The following is a 19,545-nucleotide window of genomic DNA, read 5'->3' on the forward strand; positions in this document are numbered from 1 at the left end:
AAAGCCGTGATCTTATTTCAGAATGAACAGCTCCTGTAGAATGTCTCTGAGGATGGAGGCATTCATCGACACGTAAGTTCCTCCCAACATTCTGGAGTGGATTCCGTACCCTTCGTACGTCATCAGTCGTTTCGTAGCCTGTGTCCAAGCGGCTTCATTCCATTTGACTGCGACCAGATCATCCTCACCCGATTCCAGCTCTGATTGAATGAGATGGATCGTTGCGTTCGTTGCACCCGTATTGATCAGTTGATTGTGGTACATCACGTAGCTGACCGTTTTTCGAATGAAGCTTTGCTTGACGAATTCATTGGCAGCGTACAAATTGAAGTCTTCTTGTGTCATGTTGAACATCTCGGTGTTCTCTCCAATTTCGGCAAATAACTGCGCAATATCACTCTCTGTTTCCGCCAGACTACGCTCCATCACCTTGTCTTTCCAGTACGAATCGAACAAGATGAGGTCCGTCACGACATATCCTTGATTCTCCAGTTCTTTTGCGACTTCAAAAGCCAAATTACCTCCCGAGGAATATCCCATGAGCGTAAAGGGTCCTTTTGGATCAATCGCCACGATGGCTTCGATGTACTGCTCCAGTCGATTGTCTTCTTGGATGAAATCAAAGCTATACAAGGAAACGCCCTTGATTTCATCAGCAAGCTTCTGATAATAAACACTTTGGGCGCCAATCGGCGTAAAGCAGAAAACCTTTCTAGCCGTCTCTTCATTTAAGAGAATGGCACCACCGGAGTTGCCCTCGAAGTTCTTGTGCGTAATGAAATCCGCTACCTTCTCAATCGTTGGATGCTGGAAGATGAGGTTCAACGGTAGTTCAATCTGCATGTACTCATACACCTTTGCAACCAGCAGCGTTGCTTTCAATGAATGTCCACCCAGTTCAAAGAAATGGTCAGTGATGCCGATTGGGTCTATTCCCAAAACTTCCTGCCAAATGGCAGCCAATTGATGCTCAGTCGCAGTTCTTGGGGCCACGAACTCACGTGTGGTCGCATCCGAAGGCTTTGGCTTCGGTAACGCTTTGCGATCCACTTTTCCATTGGCTGAAAGCGGCAGTTGGTCTAACTGGACAAAATAGCTGGGAACCATGTATGCAGGCAGTTCCTTCGCCAGATGCCTTCTCAGCTCAGAAACGGATACCTCTGCTGCTGGGACGAGATAAGCGCAAAGATACTGTCCGGCCGTTAACTCATCCTCTTGCACAACGACCACTGCTTGATCGATGCCATCGTAAGCAAGTATGGTGCTCTCAATTTCCCCGATTTCGATGCGGTACCCTCTCACCTTCACCTGTTCGTCAACTCGACCGATGTAATCGATCGTGCCATCTGCCCGCCATTTCACCAAGTCACCCGTTTTATACATGAGCTCTCCTGGCACAAACGGATTCGGAACGAACTTTTCTTGTGTGAGCTCTGGTTTATTCAAATAACCTTTTGCAAGCCCGGGTCCTCCGATGCATAGCTCTCCCACTACGCCAATCGGTTGCAAGTGATGTTGTGTATCTACGATGTACACTTGGACATTGGCTAGCGGACGTCCAATCGTGATATCTTGACCTACTTCGATCGAACGAGAGATGGTGGTAACGACGCTATTTTCGGTTGGACCGTATTCATTATTGATCTCGATTGCTGGATGCTTTTCTTTCGTTTTTTGCACAAGCTGCGCAGGTAGCTTCTCGCCTCCCAATGTTACGCAACGAAGAGGAGAGAAGTCGGCAGCAGTCGAGCAATCCAGAATCGCCTGGAACAGACTCGGTACACCGTAATAATGTGTGACTCCCGCTGAGGCAATCAGCTTTTTCAGCGATACCGGATCTTTGGCTTCTTCCTCCCTCGGCAAGACGCAAGTAGCACCTCCGAGAAGTGGAGCGAACAAGCTGGCTACAAAACCATCGAAGGCAAAGGAGAATACCTGCAACGCCTTGTCTCCCGGCCCGAAGCCATATTCATCTCTTCTCCACTGCAAGCAATTGACGATTCCCCGATGTGGAATCATGACGCCCTTCGGCTTACCAGTCGTGCCCGATGTATAGATGACATAGGCGAGATCCGTCGGTTGATTGAGTGATGAGAGATTGGAGCCATCTATCTCGACGTCATGCTCTGCGCTCAGTTCAAGCCAGTCAAGACCGCTCGACACGCGAGACAATAGTTCCGACAAATGGGACTGGCAGAGAAGCAATGCTGCGTTGCTGTCCGCAAGCAGGTACTGAATGCGTTCTTGCGGATACGCCGGATCGATTGGAACATAAGCACCGCCTGCCTTTAAAATACCGAGGATGCCAATGATCATCTCTGGTGAACGCTCCGCCATGACTGCTACAAGACGATCAGGTCCGACTCCCTTGGTACGCAGAACTCTTGCCAGTCTGTTGGCACGCTCATTGAGCTTGCTGTACGTAAGTGACTGACCGTTAAAGAGAATCGCTTCTTGATCTGGCGTCCTTGCTACTTGCTCTTCGAATAATTGATGTAGCGTTTTGTCTTGTACATAGTTGACAGCTGTATCATTGAAACTCTCGAAAATTTGCTTTTTCTCCTCTGCCTTGAGCATGTCAATTTCGCTCAAGCGGATATGCGGATTTTGCACAACGATTTGGGCAATAGCCATGAAGTGGTTGCTTAACCGTTCAATCGTTTCTCTCGTAAACAAGCTTGTGCTGTATTCCACACCAATGCAAATCTCTTCACGCTCTTCTGCGGCAATTAACGTCAAATCAAATTTGGAATGGTTGCCAGCCTGATCAGTCATGAAAGGCGCAAGTGTCAAGCCGTGGAGGTCGATAGCATCATCCGAGTTATTTTGCACAGTAAACATGGTGTCAAAGAGCGGGTTTCTGCTTAAGTCCCGCGGAATGTCGAGTTTTTCCACCAGTTCTTCGAATGGATAATCCTGATGAGCGTAAGCGTCTAGAGCATTTTGCTTGACTTCCAGCAACAGCTCAGTGAAGGTTTTCCCAGCATGCGGCTTGTTTCTCATCGCCAATGTATTGACAAACATACCGACGATTGGTTCCAGATCAGCATGGGATCTGCCTGTAATCGGTGTGCCAACGATGATGTCCTCCTGCCCGGAATACTTGGAAAGCAATACGTTGTACGTCGCGAGGAGCACCATGTACAGTGTCGTTCCCGTTTCTCGAGCCAACTGGTTCAAGCCTTCCATGAGTTGTTTACCGGTTCCGATGGCATACTGATCGCCTGCGAAATTTTGAATGCTTGGTCGGGTGAAATCCGTTTGCAGGTTTAGCACTGGAATTTCGTCTGCAAACACTTGAGCCCAGTACTGTTCTTGCTTGTTGAAGGCATCGGATCGGAAAAGCTCCTGTTGCCATACGGAGAAGTCCTTGTACTGAATTCGGAGTTCTGGCAAAACATCCCCTTGGTATAGCTGCACTAAGTCAGACAGAAGAATGCCGGAGGATACACCGTCGGAAATGCTGTGATGCGTGTCGGTAAAGAGCACATGACGATCTTCTCCGATTTGCAAAAGACGTACGCGAAGCAACGGCGCTACACCCAGATCGAATGGCTGAACGAGAGAGGAAAGGACCTCTTGTGCCTGGTCTTCTGTGATCGTTGTATACGAAAGTTCAAAAGAAACTTCCTCGTGAATCTTCTGAACAGGTTCTCCATTTACAACGGCAAAAGACGTACGGAGACTTTCATGTCGCTCAATCAGCTGTTTGAACGCTGTCTCTAATCGTTCCGGTTCCAGCTTCCCTTCGATCAGCATGGTCGAAGGCATATTGTAGCTGATGCCGACTCCCTCGAACTGATTGAGGATATACATGCGCTTTTGAGCCGATGAAACCGGATAATACTCTTGCGTAGGTGCCGGTTGGATCGAAATGACATATTCTTTTGCTGTCTCTTCGATGTGTGCAGCCAATTGCTGAATCGTCGGCTTTTCGAACAAAACACGGAGCGGAATATCGACTTGATATTCGTTATGCATGCTCGAAATCACACTCATCGCACGCAGGGAATGACCACCAATTGCAAAGAAATCATCCAGAACCCCTACTTGCTCCACATTGAGTACTTGCTCCCAGACGCGGGCCAATTGCGATTCCAACTCCGTACGAGGTGCCACGTACTCTGTCGTTCTGAGTAAAGTTACATCTGGTACCGGCAAGGAACGTCTATCGATCTTCCCATTTGCGGTAAGCGGCAGCGCTTCAAGCGTGACGAAATACGATGGAATCATCGCTTGAGGTAATTCTTTTAGCAATTGCTTACGTACTTGTGCTGTGTCGATCTCATGGTCTGCCACCATGTACGCGCATAAATACTTTTCTTGTCTGTGATCCTCTCTTGCGACCACGACTGCTTCCAAGATTCCGTCTAGCTTGCGTAGCTGTGTCTCGATTTCGCCCAGCTCGATACGGACACCTCTGATTTTCACTTGATGATCGTTGCGACCCAGGAACTCCATATTTCCGTCCGCACGCCACTTCGCCAGATCACCCGTACGATACAACAACTCACCTGGTGCGAAAGGATTCGGTACGAACTTCTCCACTGTCAGTTCAGGTCTGTTCAAATAACCGCGAGCGACCCCTGCCCCACCGATGCACAACTCACCCACGACTCCAACAGGTTGAAGATTCAATTGTTGATCCATCACATACATTTGCATATTCGGAAGTGGTTTGCCGATCGGTACCGTTCCCGAGCGAATGGATGAGACATCTGTTTCTTCGTAATAGCTGGAATCGATGCACGCCTCTGTTACCCCATAACTGTTAACAATGCGCAACGTATGACTGAATCGGATCAGCAAGGTCTTGAAGTCTTCCGCTGGACAACTGTCTGCTCCGAGGATCAAGAGCTTCATCTGACTGATGTCGAGCTTGTTTTCGTAAATGTAATGCATCAATGGCATGATCAAAGCTGGTGTCGCTTCGAAAATCGTGATTTCATACCGCTTGATAATTTCGTACAAGGAAGCCGGGTCCATTTTGACCTCATTTGGGCAAATGACCAGTTGCCCTCCTGTGAGCAATGCTCTGGCAAAGTCACCAGTCGAGACGTCGAAGGCGAAGCTCGCCATTTGCAGCAAGCGAACCGGGAAGGTATCCAGGTGATACTCATCCTGCCATGCAAACGCGACATTCGCATAGCTCCGGTGCTCGATCACGACTCCTTTTGGCTTGCCAGTCGTACCGGAAGTATAAATGATGTAAGCCGCGTGTTCCGGCAGTGCTACAGGCTCCAGATTGCTCGCTTCTCCCTGATACAGCCCCTCTGCATCCAGATAGAGAGTTTCGTAAGGGAATACAAGCTCTGTATTCATCTTTTGCAAAGTAAGGAATAGCTTCGCATCGCTATCTTCTAAAATGAATGTTTGACGCTCCAGTGGATAATCTGGATCAATCGGGACGTAGGCGCCACCGGCTTTCAAAATACCGAGTGTCCCTACTACCATGTGCAAGGAGCGATCTACCATGATGCCGACCGTGCTCTCTGGCTTGACTCCCATTTGGCGCAAAACACGCGCGAGCTGGTTCGCTTTTTCATTCAATTCCCGATACGTTAGCTGTTCATCCTCGTAGATGACAGCTACCTGATTCGGTGTTTTTTCGACCTGCTCTTCGAATAGCTCCTGGAACGTTTTGTTCGTTGGATAAGCGACTTTTGTGGCATTGAAATCATGCAGCATTTGCTCCATCTCATCTTTTGACAAGACACTGATCTCTGCCAGCTTGCGATCTGGATTGGCAATGATCGTCTGTAAAAGATGGATGTAATGAGTCGCCATGCGATCAATCGATTCTTTGGCAAACAGCTTCGTGCAATAGCTGAATTGCACGAGAAGCTCATCTTGTTGTTCCATCGCATCCAGCGCGATATCGAATTTTGCGATCTTGCCATCTATCGGGTAAGCGGACATGTTGAGTCCTGCAATTTCTAATACAGATGAGTCCGCAAGCCCCAGGCTGAACATCGTATCGAACAGCGGATTTCGGCTTAGATCGCGCCGCACTTGCAGCTTATCTACGAGATGTTCAAACGGATAATCCTGATGTTCAAACGCATGCAGCGCATTTTGTTTCACATCACCCAAAAACTCGCGGAAGGTCAGGTTGCCTCCTGCCACATTTTTCAGGGCAAGCGTGTTGACGAACATGCCGACGATTCGTTCTACATCTGCGTGGGATCGACCTGCAATCGGCGTACCGACAACGATTTCTTCCTGTCCTGTGTATTTGGACAGCAGCACATTGTAGGCAGCCAAAAGCACCATAAACAGTGTGGAGCCCGTATTTGAAGCGAGTTGTCGCAACTCCGCAAGCAAGTGATTTCCTGTACCGATCGCTACCGTGTCGCCTTCGAAGCTTTGAACAGTAGGTCTTGGGAAATCATTTGGCAGGTTGAGTAATGGGAGCTCCCCTGCAAAGACATTCGTCCAATAATCCTCCTGTTTTTGGAAACGCTCAGACTGGGCCAGCTTCGTCTGCCAAGCAGCAAAATCTTTGTACTGGATACGCATGTCTGGGAGCTGATTTTCCTCGTACAAGCTCGCGAACTCCTTGGCGATGACTGCAAGCGATACACCATCGGAGATAATGTGGTGCATATCCATGAAGAACAAGTGTCGTTCTGCTCCCAGTTTGATCAAGTCAACCCGGAACAGCGGAGCCACTTCCAGATCAAACGGCTGGACCAACTCCTGAATCCGTTGCTCTACTTGGTCATCTGTCGCCTCGGAAATACCGATGAGCAGCGTGACATCCTCATGGACTCGTTGCACGGGTTCCCCGTTTTTCGAATGGAAGGATGTTCGCAAGGATTCATGTCGTTTTACCAGTGTTCGGATCGCGTATTCAAAGCGTTCGTAATCCAGATGGCCATCTATTATCATTACATTTGGCACGTTATAGCTGATCCCGCTTCCTTCAAACTCATGCAGGATATACATTCTTTTTTGTGCGAACGAGACTGGATAAAAGTCAGCGTGCTCTACCGGTTGAATGGTCTCGAACTGTTCCATTTCACTCGCAGAGATATAAGCAACTAGCTCATGGATCGTAGGAGTTTCAAACAGGGCTTTTAACGGAAGTTCTACCTGAAATGCTTTGTGCACCTGCGTGATTACATTCATTGCCTTGAGAGAATGTCCACCCAGTTCAAAGAAGTTATCGTTGATGCCTATCGGATGAATCCCCAGAACCTCTTGCCAAATCTCAGCCAGCTTCTGCTCGGTTGCATTTTGTGGGGCGACATATGTGGAGCCTTGTACCCGATCTCCAGATGGTTCAGGCAAAGCTCTACGATTGACCTTCCCGTTTGCAGTCAAAGGCAGTTTTTCCATTTGGACATAGAAGGCTGGCACCATGTAGCTAGGCAATTCTTTGGATATAGCCTCTCTCAGCTCTACTACGTCGAGTTCCTCTTCTGAAACAAAATAAGCGCAGAGAGCTTTTTGGCCGTTTGTATCATCCAGTACCGTAACGACAGCTTCTTTTACTTTTTCGAGATTGGTCAGAACGGTCTCGATTTCCCCAAGCTCGATCCGATAGCCTCTGATCTTTACCTGTTGGTCGATACGACCCAAATACTCGATCGTTCCGTCCTCCTTCCATCTCGCCAAATCCCCTGTACGGTACATGTTTTCACCTGAAACAAACGGATTCGGAACAAACTTCTCGGCAGTCAATTCCGGCTTGTTTAAATAGCCTCGGGCTACCCCGTCTCCACCTACGCACAATTCACCCGGCACCCCAATTGGCTGCGGCTGATTGTAGCGATCCACGATATAAGCTGTGGAGTTCGTGATCGGCTTCCCAATCGGAATATTGTCTTCGAATTCCTTCTCAATCAAATAGCATGTCGAGAAGGTTGTGTTTTCGGTCGGGCCGTACCCGTTCCAAATTTCCAGAGCTGGATGGGCGCTGTTCACTTTGTTGATGTGTCTCGGAGACAACGCTTCTCCACCGACAATTAGCGCACGCAAGCCTTCAAACATCGCCGGGTTATTTTGCGAGAGCTGGTTAAACAGTGGTGAGGTTAACCACATTGTGGTAATCCGATTCTCTCGCAGGAAGCTACCCAGCTTCTCCGCATCCAATAGAACATCCTTACTTACCAGGAACAAGCTAGCACCATGCAGCAGAGCTCCGAAAATCTCAAACGTCATGGCGTCGAAGCCAATAGCGCCCGTTTGAATCATGCGATCTTCTTCGCGTACCTGAACGTAATTGGTATGTTTCACCAATCGGGTGACATTGCGATGCTCGACCATGACTCCTTTTGGTTTGCCCGTTGAACCCGACGTGTACATCACATAGGCCAAGTCCTTGGCGTCATTGAGGTTGGTCAGATTGCTGGCATCTGCTTGCTCCAGGCTCTCGTCTTCCAAGATGATTGGAATGAGACCTTCTTCGACGAGATGCAACAGATGTCTTTGAACAAGGACAACCTTCACGCCGCCATCTTCGAGCATGTAAGAAATGCGCTCGGATGGATGCTCTGGATCAATCCCCAGATAGGCGCCTCCCGCTTTGATGATCCCCATAATGCCTGTGATCATCTCGAGAGAGCGATCTGCCAGCATGCCTACAACGCTGTCCCTCCCTACTTCCAATCGGCGAAGAACACTTGCGATCTGGTTGGCTTTTTGGTTCAGCTCCCGATATGTCAGCATCTGTTCGTTCATCACAACTGCAGCATGCTCAGGCGTTCTTTCCACTTGCTCCTCGAACAGCTCCTGTATCGTGCTTTCGCGTGGATACGTGGCAAACGTGTTGTTGAATGCAACCGTTACGAGATGTTTTTCTTCCTCACCGAGCAAGTCGATTTCATGCAACGCCGCTGTTTGGTCTGCAATGACTCCTTGTAGCACCTGAAGAAAATGACCTGCCATTCTTTCCATCGTGTCTCTATGGAACAATTTCGTGGAGTACACGAGACTAAAATGGATTCCTGTCTCATCTTCATGCGCTTCCAGTGTGAGATCGAATTTGGCGTTGCCTTGCTGCCCATCTCCGGAGTAGGCCTCAAATTTCAGCCCATCCAGCTCATAAGCTTTTTTGTCCAGATTTTGCAAAATAAACATGGTGTCAAAAAGTGGGTTTCTGCTGAGATCCCGCTGGATTTCCAATTTTTCGACCAGCGCTTCAAATGGATAGTCCTGGTGAGCGTATGCTTGCAGCGTATTCTGTTTGACATCTTCCAAAAATGCTTGGAACGATTTCGTTCCTTCAGGGTAGTTTCGCAAGGCCAACGTGTTGACAAACATCCCCAAGACTTTTTCTACATCAGCATGAGATCTACCAGCAATCGGCGTCCCCACTACGATGTCTTCTTGACCACTGTATTTAGAAAGGAGTACATTGTAAGCCGCCAGCAAGACCATAAACAGCGTGGTTTGGTTCTCATGGGCGAGCTTGTATAAATCGTCCATCAACGTTTTATCTGTGTGGAACGAAATGCAATCTCCCTCAAAGCTTTGAACCAGCGGGCGAGAATAATCGGCGGGCAGATTCAGTACCGGAATGTCACCCGCAAAGGACTTCAACCAATAGTTCTCATGTTTTGTATAGATAGCGGTTTGGAACAGATCCGTCTGCCAGACAGCAAAATCTTTGTATTGAACAGACAACTCTGGTAATAATTGGTTTCGATATAACTTCGAGAATTCCTCCATAATGATTCCAACAGAGACGCCATCCGAAATGATGTGATGCATATCCATCAGGAAAAGATGTCGATTCTCTGCTAATCTGAAGAGTCCGACCCTCCATAACGGAGCCTTCTCCAGATCAAATGCTTGCACAAATGTTTCGATGGTTTGCTCGACTTGGTCTTCTGTCAAATCCTCATAGCGCACATTCAGTTCAACTGCCTCATGTACACGTTGAACAGGCTCACCGTTCACTGTGTGGAAGGATGTCCGCAACGATTCGTGTCGCTTGATCAGCCCCTGAATCGCAGTTTCAAAGCGTGCGTGATCCAAGTCGCCTTCAATAAACATCACACTTGGCATGTTATAGACTGTACTGGTGCCTTCAAACTGGCGCAGGACAAACATCCTTTTTTGTGCAGAAGAAACGGGATAATATTCTTGCCACGGTGCAGGATGAATCGGTACATGCGTGTCTTTTCCACTTGTTTCGATATACGATGCCAATGCCTGAATGGTAGGTGTCGCAAAGAGCACTCTGAGTGGAAGCTCGACTTGATACTCTCGATGAATCTGTGCGGCGAGCGACATGGCTTTCAAGGAATGCCCACCTAGCTGGAAGAAGTTGTCGAGAACGCCGATGTCGGTTACGCCAAGCACATGTTCCCAAATCTCTACCAGCCTGCTTTCCACAGGACTTGCTGGCGCCACATATTCTGCTCCTGTTACAGGTCTGCCTTCTGGTTTCGGCAAAGCTTTCCTATCGAGCTTTCCATTCGGCGTAAGTGGGAGAAAATCGAGCTGGACCAAGTACGCAGGAATCATGTAAGATGGCAAGCTTTTCGACAGATACGACCACAGATTCGAGACTTCAAGCTTTTCTTCCGCCGTGTAATAAGCAGCAAGGGACGATTCGCCCTGCTGATCCTCGTGGACAATCACCACAGCCGAAGTCAGCTTTTCAAAGGAGAGCATAACCGACTCTATCTCGCCTATTTCAATCCGATATCCCCTTACTTTTACCTGTTCATCCAAGCGACCGATAAATTCAATCGTACCGTCAGGGAGCCACTTTCCTAGATCACCCGTCTTGTACATGCGCTCGCCTTCCAAATAAGGATGGGAAACAAACTTCTCTGCTGTGAGTTCCGGCTTGTTCCAATATCCACGTGCCAAACCATGGCCACCGATGCAAATTTCCCCGACGACGCCGATTGGCTGTAGCTGATGAAATTTGTCCACGATATAGATGCTGGTGTTGGCAATGGGACGTCCGATCGTTATCGTAGAATCCAGTTGCGAAATTCGCTGCCACGTGGCGACGACACTGCTTTCTGTCGGACCGTATTCATTGGCGATGACCAGTTGCGGATTCTGTTTGTTGCTCTTCTCAACGAGCTGAGCCGATACTTTTTCGCCCCCTAGTGTGACGGTTTGCAGGGAGCTGATATCCGCAGCAGAACCGCATTCCAATATCGCTTGGAATAAACTTGGCACGCATGTCATTTGCGTGCATCGCGCAGCTGCAATGAGTCTTCTGAGAGATACAGGGTCTTTGGCTTCTTCATCCTTCACCAAGACGGCGGTTGAACCGGAAAGGATCGGTGTAAAAAAGGAAAGAACAAAACCATCAAACGCAAAGGATAACGGCACCAGATTTCTATCCTGGACGCTAAACTGATACTCCTCTTTTTTCCACAACACGCTGTTGACAATGCCCCGATGCTCGATCATTACTCCTTTTGGCTTGCCTGTTGTCCCCGACGTATAGATGAGATAAGCCAAATCAGAAGCGGTTTGAATCGGCTCGAGATTCGAACGGTTAGGAGAATAGTTGTGCTCTTCCTCCAGATACAAGCATTCCACCCTCACACTAGAAGCGAGCTTAGCTCCAAGATGTTTTTGGGTAAGCACCAGACGGGCTTCGCAATCCTCCAGCATGTAGGCCACACGATCTTCTGGATATTCGGGATCAATCGGCACATAGGCTCCACCTGCTTTCAAAATGGCCATGATTCCCACAACCATTTCCATAGAACGGTTTGCCATGATTCCTACGAATTGGTTAGCCTTTACTCCCCGTTCACGCAAGGTAACGGCAAGCTGGTTTGCGCGCTCATTTAATTCGCGATAGGACATCTGCTTACCGCCAATTTCAATGGCAGCAACCAGTGGAGTTTTTTCCACCTGCTCCTCAAACAGCTCATGTAGTGTCTTGTTCTGCGGATATTCCTTATGCAAATGGTTGAATTCTACTAACAAGCGATGCTTTTCTTCAGCCGAAAGCATCGTGATTTCGCACAGCGGAATGGCTTGTTGCTCAATAACGGCATGAAGGATTCGGATGAAATGTGCCGCGATGTTTTCAATCGTATTTCGTGTAAACAATTTGGTGCAATAATCAAGGCTAAAGACGATCTCCTCGTCTTCTTCGTACGCCTCTAATGACAGATCAAACTTGGCCTGATTCACTTCTGCCATATACGGTGTAAACGTCAGTTGCTCCATTTCGAACGGCTTCTGATCCATATTTTGCAAGATAAATACGGTGTCAAACAAAGGATTCCGACTCAGATCCCGTTGAATGTTCAGCTTATCGATCAGCTCATCTAATGGATAATCCTGATTCTCAAAGGCTTTCAGCGTATTGTTTTTCACTTCTGCCAAAAAGCTGAGGAAGGTTTTCGTCCCCACAGGCTCGTTTCGCAATGCCAATGTATTGACAAACATACCGATGATCGAATCCGTTTCAGCATGGGACCTGCCGGCAGTAGGCGCGCCAACAACAATGTCCTCTTGTCCAGAGTATTTGGAGAGAAGTACATGGTAGGCTGCCAGCAGAACCATGTAGAGCGTAGCTCCTGTACTATGGGCAACTCGATTCAATTCCTTTTTCAAAAGGGTACCGGAGCCGAAAACAAATCGCTCACCCTCAAAGCTTTTTACAGAAGGTCTCGGATAATCCGTTGCAAGATTTAATACAGGAATTTCTCCCGTAAAGGTATCGATCCAATAGGCTTCCTGAGCAGTAAACTCATCCGTCTCGTACCATTGATTCTGCCAATGGGCAAAGTCCTTGTACTGAATGCTCAGCTCTGGCAGCTCTTCGCCGTGATAAAGCTGCGCAAGCTCTTGAACAAGAATGCCAATCGATACACCATCCACCACAATATGGTGCAAATCCAGCATGAAAAGATGGCGTTCCGGAGCCAATTTGACCAGTCCAGCGCGCATCAGTGGAGCTTTTTCCAAATCAAACGGTTGAATAAATTGTTCAACGATTCGTTTGAGCTCTCCCTCTGTTGACTCCATCAACGAGATATCCAGCTCGACATCTTCATGTACGCGCTGAACTGTCTCTCCTTTCATGGAGTGGAATGAGGTACGCAGAGATTCATGGCGTCTCACCACACTCTTGAGCGCTTGCTGCAAACGCACTGTATCCAGCTTGCCATCGATGTACAGGATTCCCGGCATGTTGTAGCTGATGCCTGCACCTTCCATTTGCCGGAGAATAAACATTCTCTTTTGTGCGGAAGACACGGAGTAATACTCCTGCTTTTGGACGGGTTCAATCGTCGTATACTTGCCTTTGCCAGCAATAGCGATGTATGCCGACAGGTCAGCGATCGTTGGTGATTCAAACAGTGTTTTCAACGGCACATCTACCTGAAGGGTACGATGGATCAAAGAGATGACGTTCATCGCTTTCAAGGAGTGTCCGCCCAACTCAAAGAAATGATCGTGTACCCCGATTGGATTTTGGCCAAGGACACTTTGCCAAATGTCTACAAGCGTGGCTTCCACTTCATTGCGCGGCGCTACATAGACAATTTCAGATGTGGATGCTCCCTCAGGTTGAGGCAATGCTTTGCGATCTACCTTGCCATTTGCCGTGAGAGGCAGCTTTTCCAAATAAACAAAATAAGAAGGAACCATATAAGATGGCAAATGGGAAGCCAAGTAAGCTCTCAGATCAGCTGTCTTCATTTCCTGATCAGAAACGATATAGGCGTACAAGTTGTTTTGCCCTTTTTCATCTGGACGGGCAAGGACGATGGCCGTTTTGATCCATTCATGCTGCAAAAGCCTTGCTTCGATCTCACCCAGCTCGATCCGGTGGCCTCGGATTTTGACCTGATGGTCGATGCGTCCGAGATATTCCACGTTGCCGCAGGCTAGGTACCTTACCATGTCTCCCGTACGGTACATCCTGCTCCCCGGTTCAAACGGATTGTCAATGAAGCTAGCTGCTGTCAGTTCTTCACGATTCCAGTAGCCGCGGGCCAAACCATCGCCAGCAATGCACAGTTCTCCTGCAACCCCTACAGGCTGGAGCTGGTTGCTCGCATTTACGACATACAAGCGGACGTTATCAATCGGTTTGCCAATGGGAATCACGCCATACTCCGGCAAACGCGGGCAAATCCAGTATGTCGCATCAATCGTAGATTCAGTAGGGCCATAGAGATTAATCAACTGTGCCGTTTGCGTCTGGTAAAAGCGCGAAACAAGGGCAGCTGTCAATGCTTCTCCACCGCAGAAAACGCGTTGCAAGCTCGTGCAAGAGCTCCATCCCGGTTCGGTCATGATCAGATCCAGCAAGGAAGGAACCATCTGTAACGTTGTGATATTCTCTTCTCTGATCGTTCGAGTCATGTATGCGATGTCGCGATGTCCGTCTGGCTTTGCCAGTACCAGGCGCGCGCCCGTGATCAGTGGCAAATAAAATTCCCATACGGAAGCATCGAAGGAAAACGGCGTTTTTTGCAAGACAGCATCCTCTGTACGCAGTGGAAAGGCATTCTTCATCCAAAGCATGTGATTGCAAATCGCCTGGTGCGAGATCATTACCCCTTTGGGATTTCCTGTCGATCCAGATGTATAGATGACATAGGCCAAGTCATCCCTGCCAGCCACATTGTCCAGATTGGTGTCGTCCCCTGCATAAATGGCTTCATCGTCTACATCGATGATTTCTCCTGTATACTCCACGGTCTCTTTCAAATGGCGCTGTGTCAGTAGAATGGGAGCTTTGCTGTCGCTGAGCATGTACTGGATTCTTTCTGGCGGATAAGTAGGATCCATTGGCGTATACGCACCACCCGCTTTTAACACGGCCAACATGCTCACAACCATCTCGATGGAACGGTCTACCATAATGCCGATCAACGTATCTGGTTGCGTTCCTTTGCTCCGCAGTATACGAGCGACTTGATTGGCCCGGGCGTTCAACTGGCGATAGGTCAAGGTGTATCCGTCATAGGCTACGGCTACTTGATCTGGCGTAAGCACTACTTGCTCTTCAAACAATTGGTGCAAAACCTGATCAGCGGAACGCTCGACAAAAGTATCGTTGACATTCAGGAGGAGAGCACGTTTTTCTGCTTCTGTCATCATGTCGATTTCTGCTAGCTTGGCATTCGGCTGTGCGCAAATAGTACGCAAGATTTCCAGATAATGATGGGCCATTTTTTGGATGGTTTCTTTTGCAAACAGCTTCGTTCCAAATGCGAATTGGAAGTGAATGTCGGATTGCGATTCACTCGCATTTAAAGCAAGATCGAATTTGGAAATTTTGTTAAATAACTCATATGGAGCTGCTGTAAGCTGCTCGATTTCCAGCGACTGCTGATTCGCATTTTCCAGAGAGAACATGGTGTCAAACAAAGGATTTCGGCTAATGTCACGTTGAATCGCCAGCTTTTCCACCAGCTCTTCAAATGGATAATCCTGATTGTCATAGGCCGCTAGCGCATTTTGTTTCACTTCTTGCAAGAATTGGGTAAAGGTTTTGTCGCTCACAGGCTGATTTCTCATCGCCAACGTATTCACAAAGATCCCCATGATGCTTTCCACGTCGGCATGGGAACGACCAGCGACAGGCGTACCTACAATGATGTCCTCTTGACCGGAATACTTGGACAGGAGAACATGGTAAGCGGCGAGCAAGACCATATACAGGGTTGTTCCTGTATCTGTTGCTACCTTGCGCAAACGCTCGGTCAATTCTTTTCCTGTGTCAAAAAGGACTAGATCCCCTGCAAAGCTTTGAATGGTTGGGCGCGGATAATCCGTTGGTAGATTGAGCAAAGGAATTTCATCAGCAAACGTATTCAACCAATGGAGCTCCTGCTTTTTGTACACATCCGTCTGAAACAGCTCATTTTGCCAAGCTGCGAAATCCTTGTATTGGAGAGAAAGAGGCTGCAAGGCTTCCCCTTGGTACAACTTAGCAAATTCACTCAGCAAAATTTGGGATGAAACACCGTCCGAGATGATATGGTGCATGTCGAGCATGAACAAATGACGGTCTTCGCCCAACTGGACCAAGCCTGTTCGAATCAGCGGAGCGAGTCCGAGGTCAAAAGGACGGACGAAATCGCGCATGATCTGCTCCGCCTTGTCTTCCGTAGACTTCAGCATCAGGATTGGTACTTCTACCTCCTCATGCACTTTCTGTACAGGTTCACCATCGATACGGTGGAAGGAAGTGCGCAAGGCTTCGTGGCGCTCCGCCAGTCGTTTGACCGTGCTCGCAAAACGATCGTAATCCAGCTTTCCTTCCAAAAGCATTGCACCTGAAATGTTATAGCTGATGCCACTTCCTTCAAATTGCTGAAGGATGTACATTCTTTTTTGAGCAGAAGATACAGGATAAAATTCTTTGACTTTTACCGGTTGAATGGCTGAGTACTTGCTTTTCCCCGATTTCGAGAGAAAAGCAGCGAGCTCGGATACGGTTGGATTCTCGAACAGTGCCTTTACTGGCAAATCCACTTCCAACGCTTTGGAGACTTGAAAGATGACAGTCATAGCCTTCAGTGAATGTCCGCCCAAATCAAAGAAATGATCGTGAGCGCCTACACGGCTAACCCCGAGGACCTGCTGCCAAATCTCAGCCAATTTTGTTTCCGTTTCATTCTGAGGAGCGACGTACGCTGTTCCCGTAACAACTGCACCATCAGGCTTCGGCAATTTCTTCCGCTCTACTTTTCCATTGGCTGTCAGCGGGATTTCCTCCAAACGGACAAAGAAGGACGGGATCATGTAGGAAGGAAGCGTACTTCCCAGATGCTCTCGTAGTTCAGATACGGTCAACTCCTGCTCGGAAACTATGTAGGCATAGAGCACATTTTGACCACTGTCATCCTTTTCAGCGATGACGACAGCTTCCTTGATCCACTCATGCTGCGCCAAACGCGTCTCAATTTCGCCCATCTCAATCCGATGCCCACGAATTTTGACTTGATGGTCGATTCTTCCCACGTATTCCATATTGCCGTCGGGCAGCCATTTCGCCAGATCGCCAGTTCGATACATTTTGGTCCCCGGACGGAACGGATTATCGATGAACTTTTCCTCAGTCAGCTCCGGTCTGTTGAAATACCCTTTAGCGACGCCATCTCCGGCGATGTACATTTCACCGGCGGAACCAACGGGTATCGGCTGCATGGAAGAATCAAGCAGATAGAGCTGAACATTGTCTGCCGGTACGCCGATTGGTACCGATTCTTGGATCGGTTTCTTCGGGTCGTACAAATAAATCATGCAACCGACAACCGTTTCGGTAGGTCCATACTCATTGAAAATCTTGACATTCTGTCCAAAGTTCTCATAGATTCTCTTCGCCAACTTGGTTGGCAAGTTCTCACCACCGACAATAAACCGTCGGATGCTGCTATTTGTTCCATCTATTTCTTCTATCAGCTTCAAATGTGTTGGCGTCAGCTTGATAATTCCCACTTGATTATCTTGGATGATGTCTAAAATGACCTGTACCTTATCTGCTCCTCTGTAGACATAGATCGTATTGCCCGACAGAAGCGGCGTGAAGATCGAGGTGATAGTTAAATCAAACGAAATGGAAGAGTATAGCGGAAAGTCTACAGCTTCACCCTCGACATACACTTTGTTGGCCCACCAGATGTAATTGACTAGACCTTGATGGGTAATCATCGCGCCTTTTGGATTCCCTGTGGACCCTGAAGTATAGATCATGTATGCCAAATCGTCCGGTTTGCATGAATTGTCAAGATCTGTACTGTCTCCTTCAAACAAGGAAGGATTGTCTAGGTAGAGGATATCGCCCTCAAACTCGACTTTTTCTTGTAGATGAGACTGTGTCAAAAGAATCTTCGTTTGACTGTCGTCTAATAAATACTGAATTCTCTCTATCGGATACTCTGGATCAATCGGCAAATAGGCGCCGCCTGATTTTAGAACGGCCATAATAGCCACGATCAGCTCGAGTGAATGCTCCCCCATAATGGAGACGATACTGCCTTGGGTAATTCCTTTCCCACGCAGAGCTCTGGCCAACTGGTTGGAACGCTCCTGAAGCTCCTGGTAAGTAAGGCGATCCTCCCCGCAAATAACCGCAGCTTTCGATGGCGTCTGTCTTGCCTGCTCCGCGATCAGCTCGAAAATCGTTTTGTCGCGTGGATAATCAGCGGTTGTGTTGTTATAAGCTACCAGCAATTGTTGTTTTTCCTCATCCGTGATGATTCCGATGTCTTCAAGCAGTACATTCGGATTGTGAATGACCTGCTCGATGATCGTTTTCAAGTGACCTTCTACTCGGTTCATGAATGACTCTTCATAAACCGCTGCATTATAGCTCAACTTCACATATATCTCATTCGAAGGTGCGACCGCTACTACAACGTTAAAATCATAGGAAGTCTGTTCTTCCCCATTTTCCACGTTGAATTGAAAGCCTAAGGAATCCTCTCGATCATTCGAAGCATCCTCCGGGTAGTTTTCATACGTCACCAGATGATCAATTAACTCTTGTTTCAGTACCGTCTTGCTCTGAATTTCGTACAATGGAGCGAAATCATAAGCAGCAGAAGCCAAGGCTTGCTGCTGAACTGTTTTTACCAACCCACTGAAGGTTTGTTTTCTGTTTGTTTGCACGCGGGTTGGGATCGTGTTAATGAACAATCCAACCATGCTCTCAATGCCCTGAATCCCTGGCGGACGACCTGATACAACAGAACCGAATACCACATCGTCCGAATTTTTGTACTTACTCGCCAAAATACCCCAAAGAGATTGAAACACGCTGCTCAGCGTAGCCTGATTCCGATTGGCAATCTGCATTAGCTGCTGAGTCTTTTCAGGTGCGATGGTGAAAAGATTCTCCACATGTACATAATTGCCATCTTCCGCTACATTCTTCTTTTTAGGGAAATCAGCCTGATGGTCATAGCCTTCTAGGTAGTTCTGCCAGTAAGTAAGTGCTTCTTCTTTATTTTGCTTATCCAGCCATTTGATATATTCGCTGTATGGTTTGGTTGCTTCCCGCGGAACAGCCTCACCCTTACGAATGGCGGCATAATACGCGAGCAGCTTATGAAGCAATACACCCAAAGACCAACCGTCGACGATGATATGGTGGAACGCCCAAACGAACTGATATTGGTTCGCCTCCGTTTGGAAAATGGCTGCTTTCATCAAGACATCTTTCGTCAGCTCAAACGTATGCTGCTGGATGGTATACGCTTTTATGTAATCGTTCTGATCATCTATTGGCAAATGAGCAATGTTTTCGAAATGAACGGTAACTTTTCTCTCTTTAAAAACAACCTGTCGAGGCCGTTGCAGGTTTTGATAAACAAATACAGTGCGCAAAACTTCATAGTTCTCTACGAGCTTGTTCATGCTCTTTTCAAAAATGGACAGCTGAAAATCACCTTGGAGCTTTGCGGACATCTGGAGGCAGTAGGCGCTGCTGCCTGTATCTTTGACAGCATGAAACAACATACCCTCTTGCAATGGGGTTAACGGGTAAATTTTCGCAATATTTTCCTGTTTATTCATTCTGCACCTCAGCTCAGTAATTTATCGAGTTAAAGAGGGTTCCTCCAATAAAAGCGAGATGTCCCAGCT

1 protein-coding gene is annotated in these 19,545 nt (G+C 47.8%); it reads right to left on the reverse strand.

Going from position 1 to position 19,545, the window contains the following annotated elements; translation table 11 throughout:
* Positions 1-12: 12 nt before the first annotated feature.
* On the reverse strand, positions 13-19,476 hold the full coding sequence (tycC, locus tag HP401_RS00595; RefSeq protein ID WP_173603695.1) for a tyrocidine non-ribosomal peptide synthetase TycC: 19,464 nt from the start codon (positions 19,474-19,476) through the stop codon (positions 13-15).
* Positions 19,477-19,545: the final 69 nt, after the last annotated feature.

The organism is Brevibacillus sp. HB2.2, from assembly GCF_013284275.1.
Taxonomy (GTDB): Bacteria; Bacillota; Bacilli; order Brevibacillales; family Brevibacillaceae; genus Brevibacillus; species Brevibacillus brevis_D.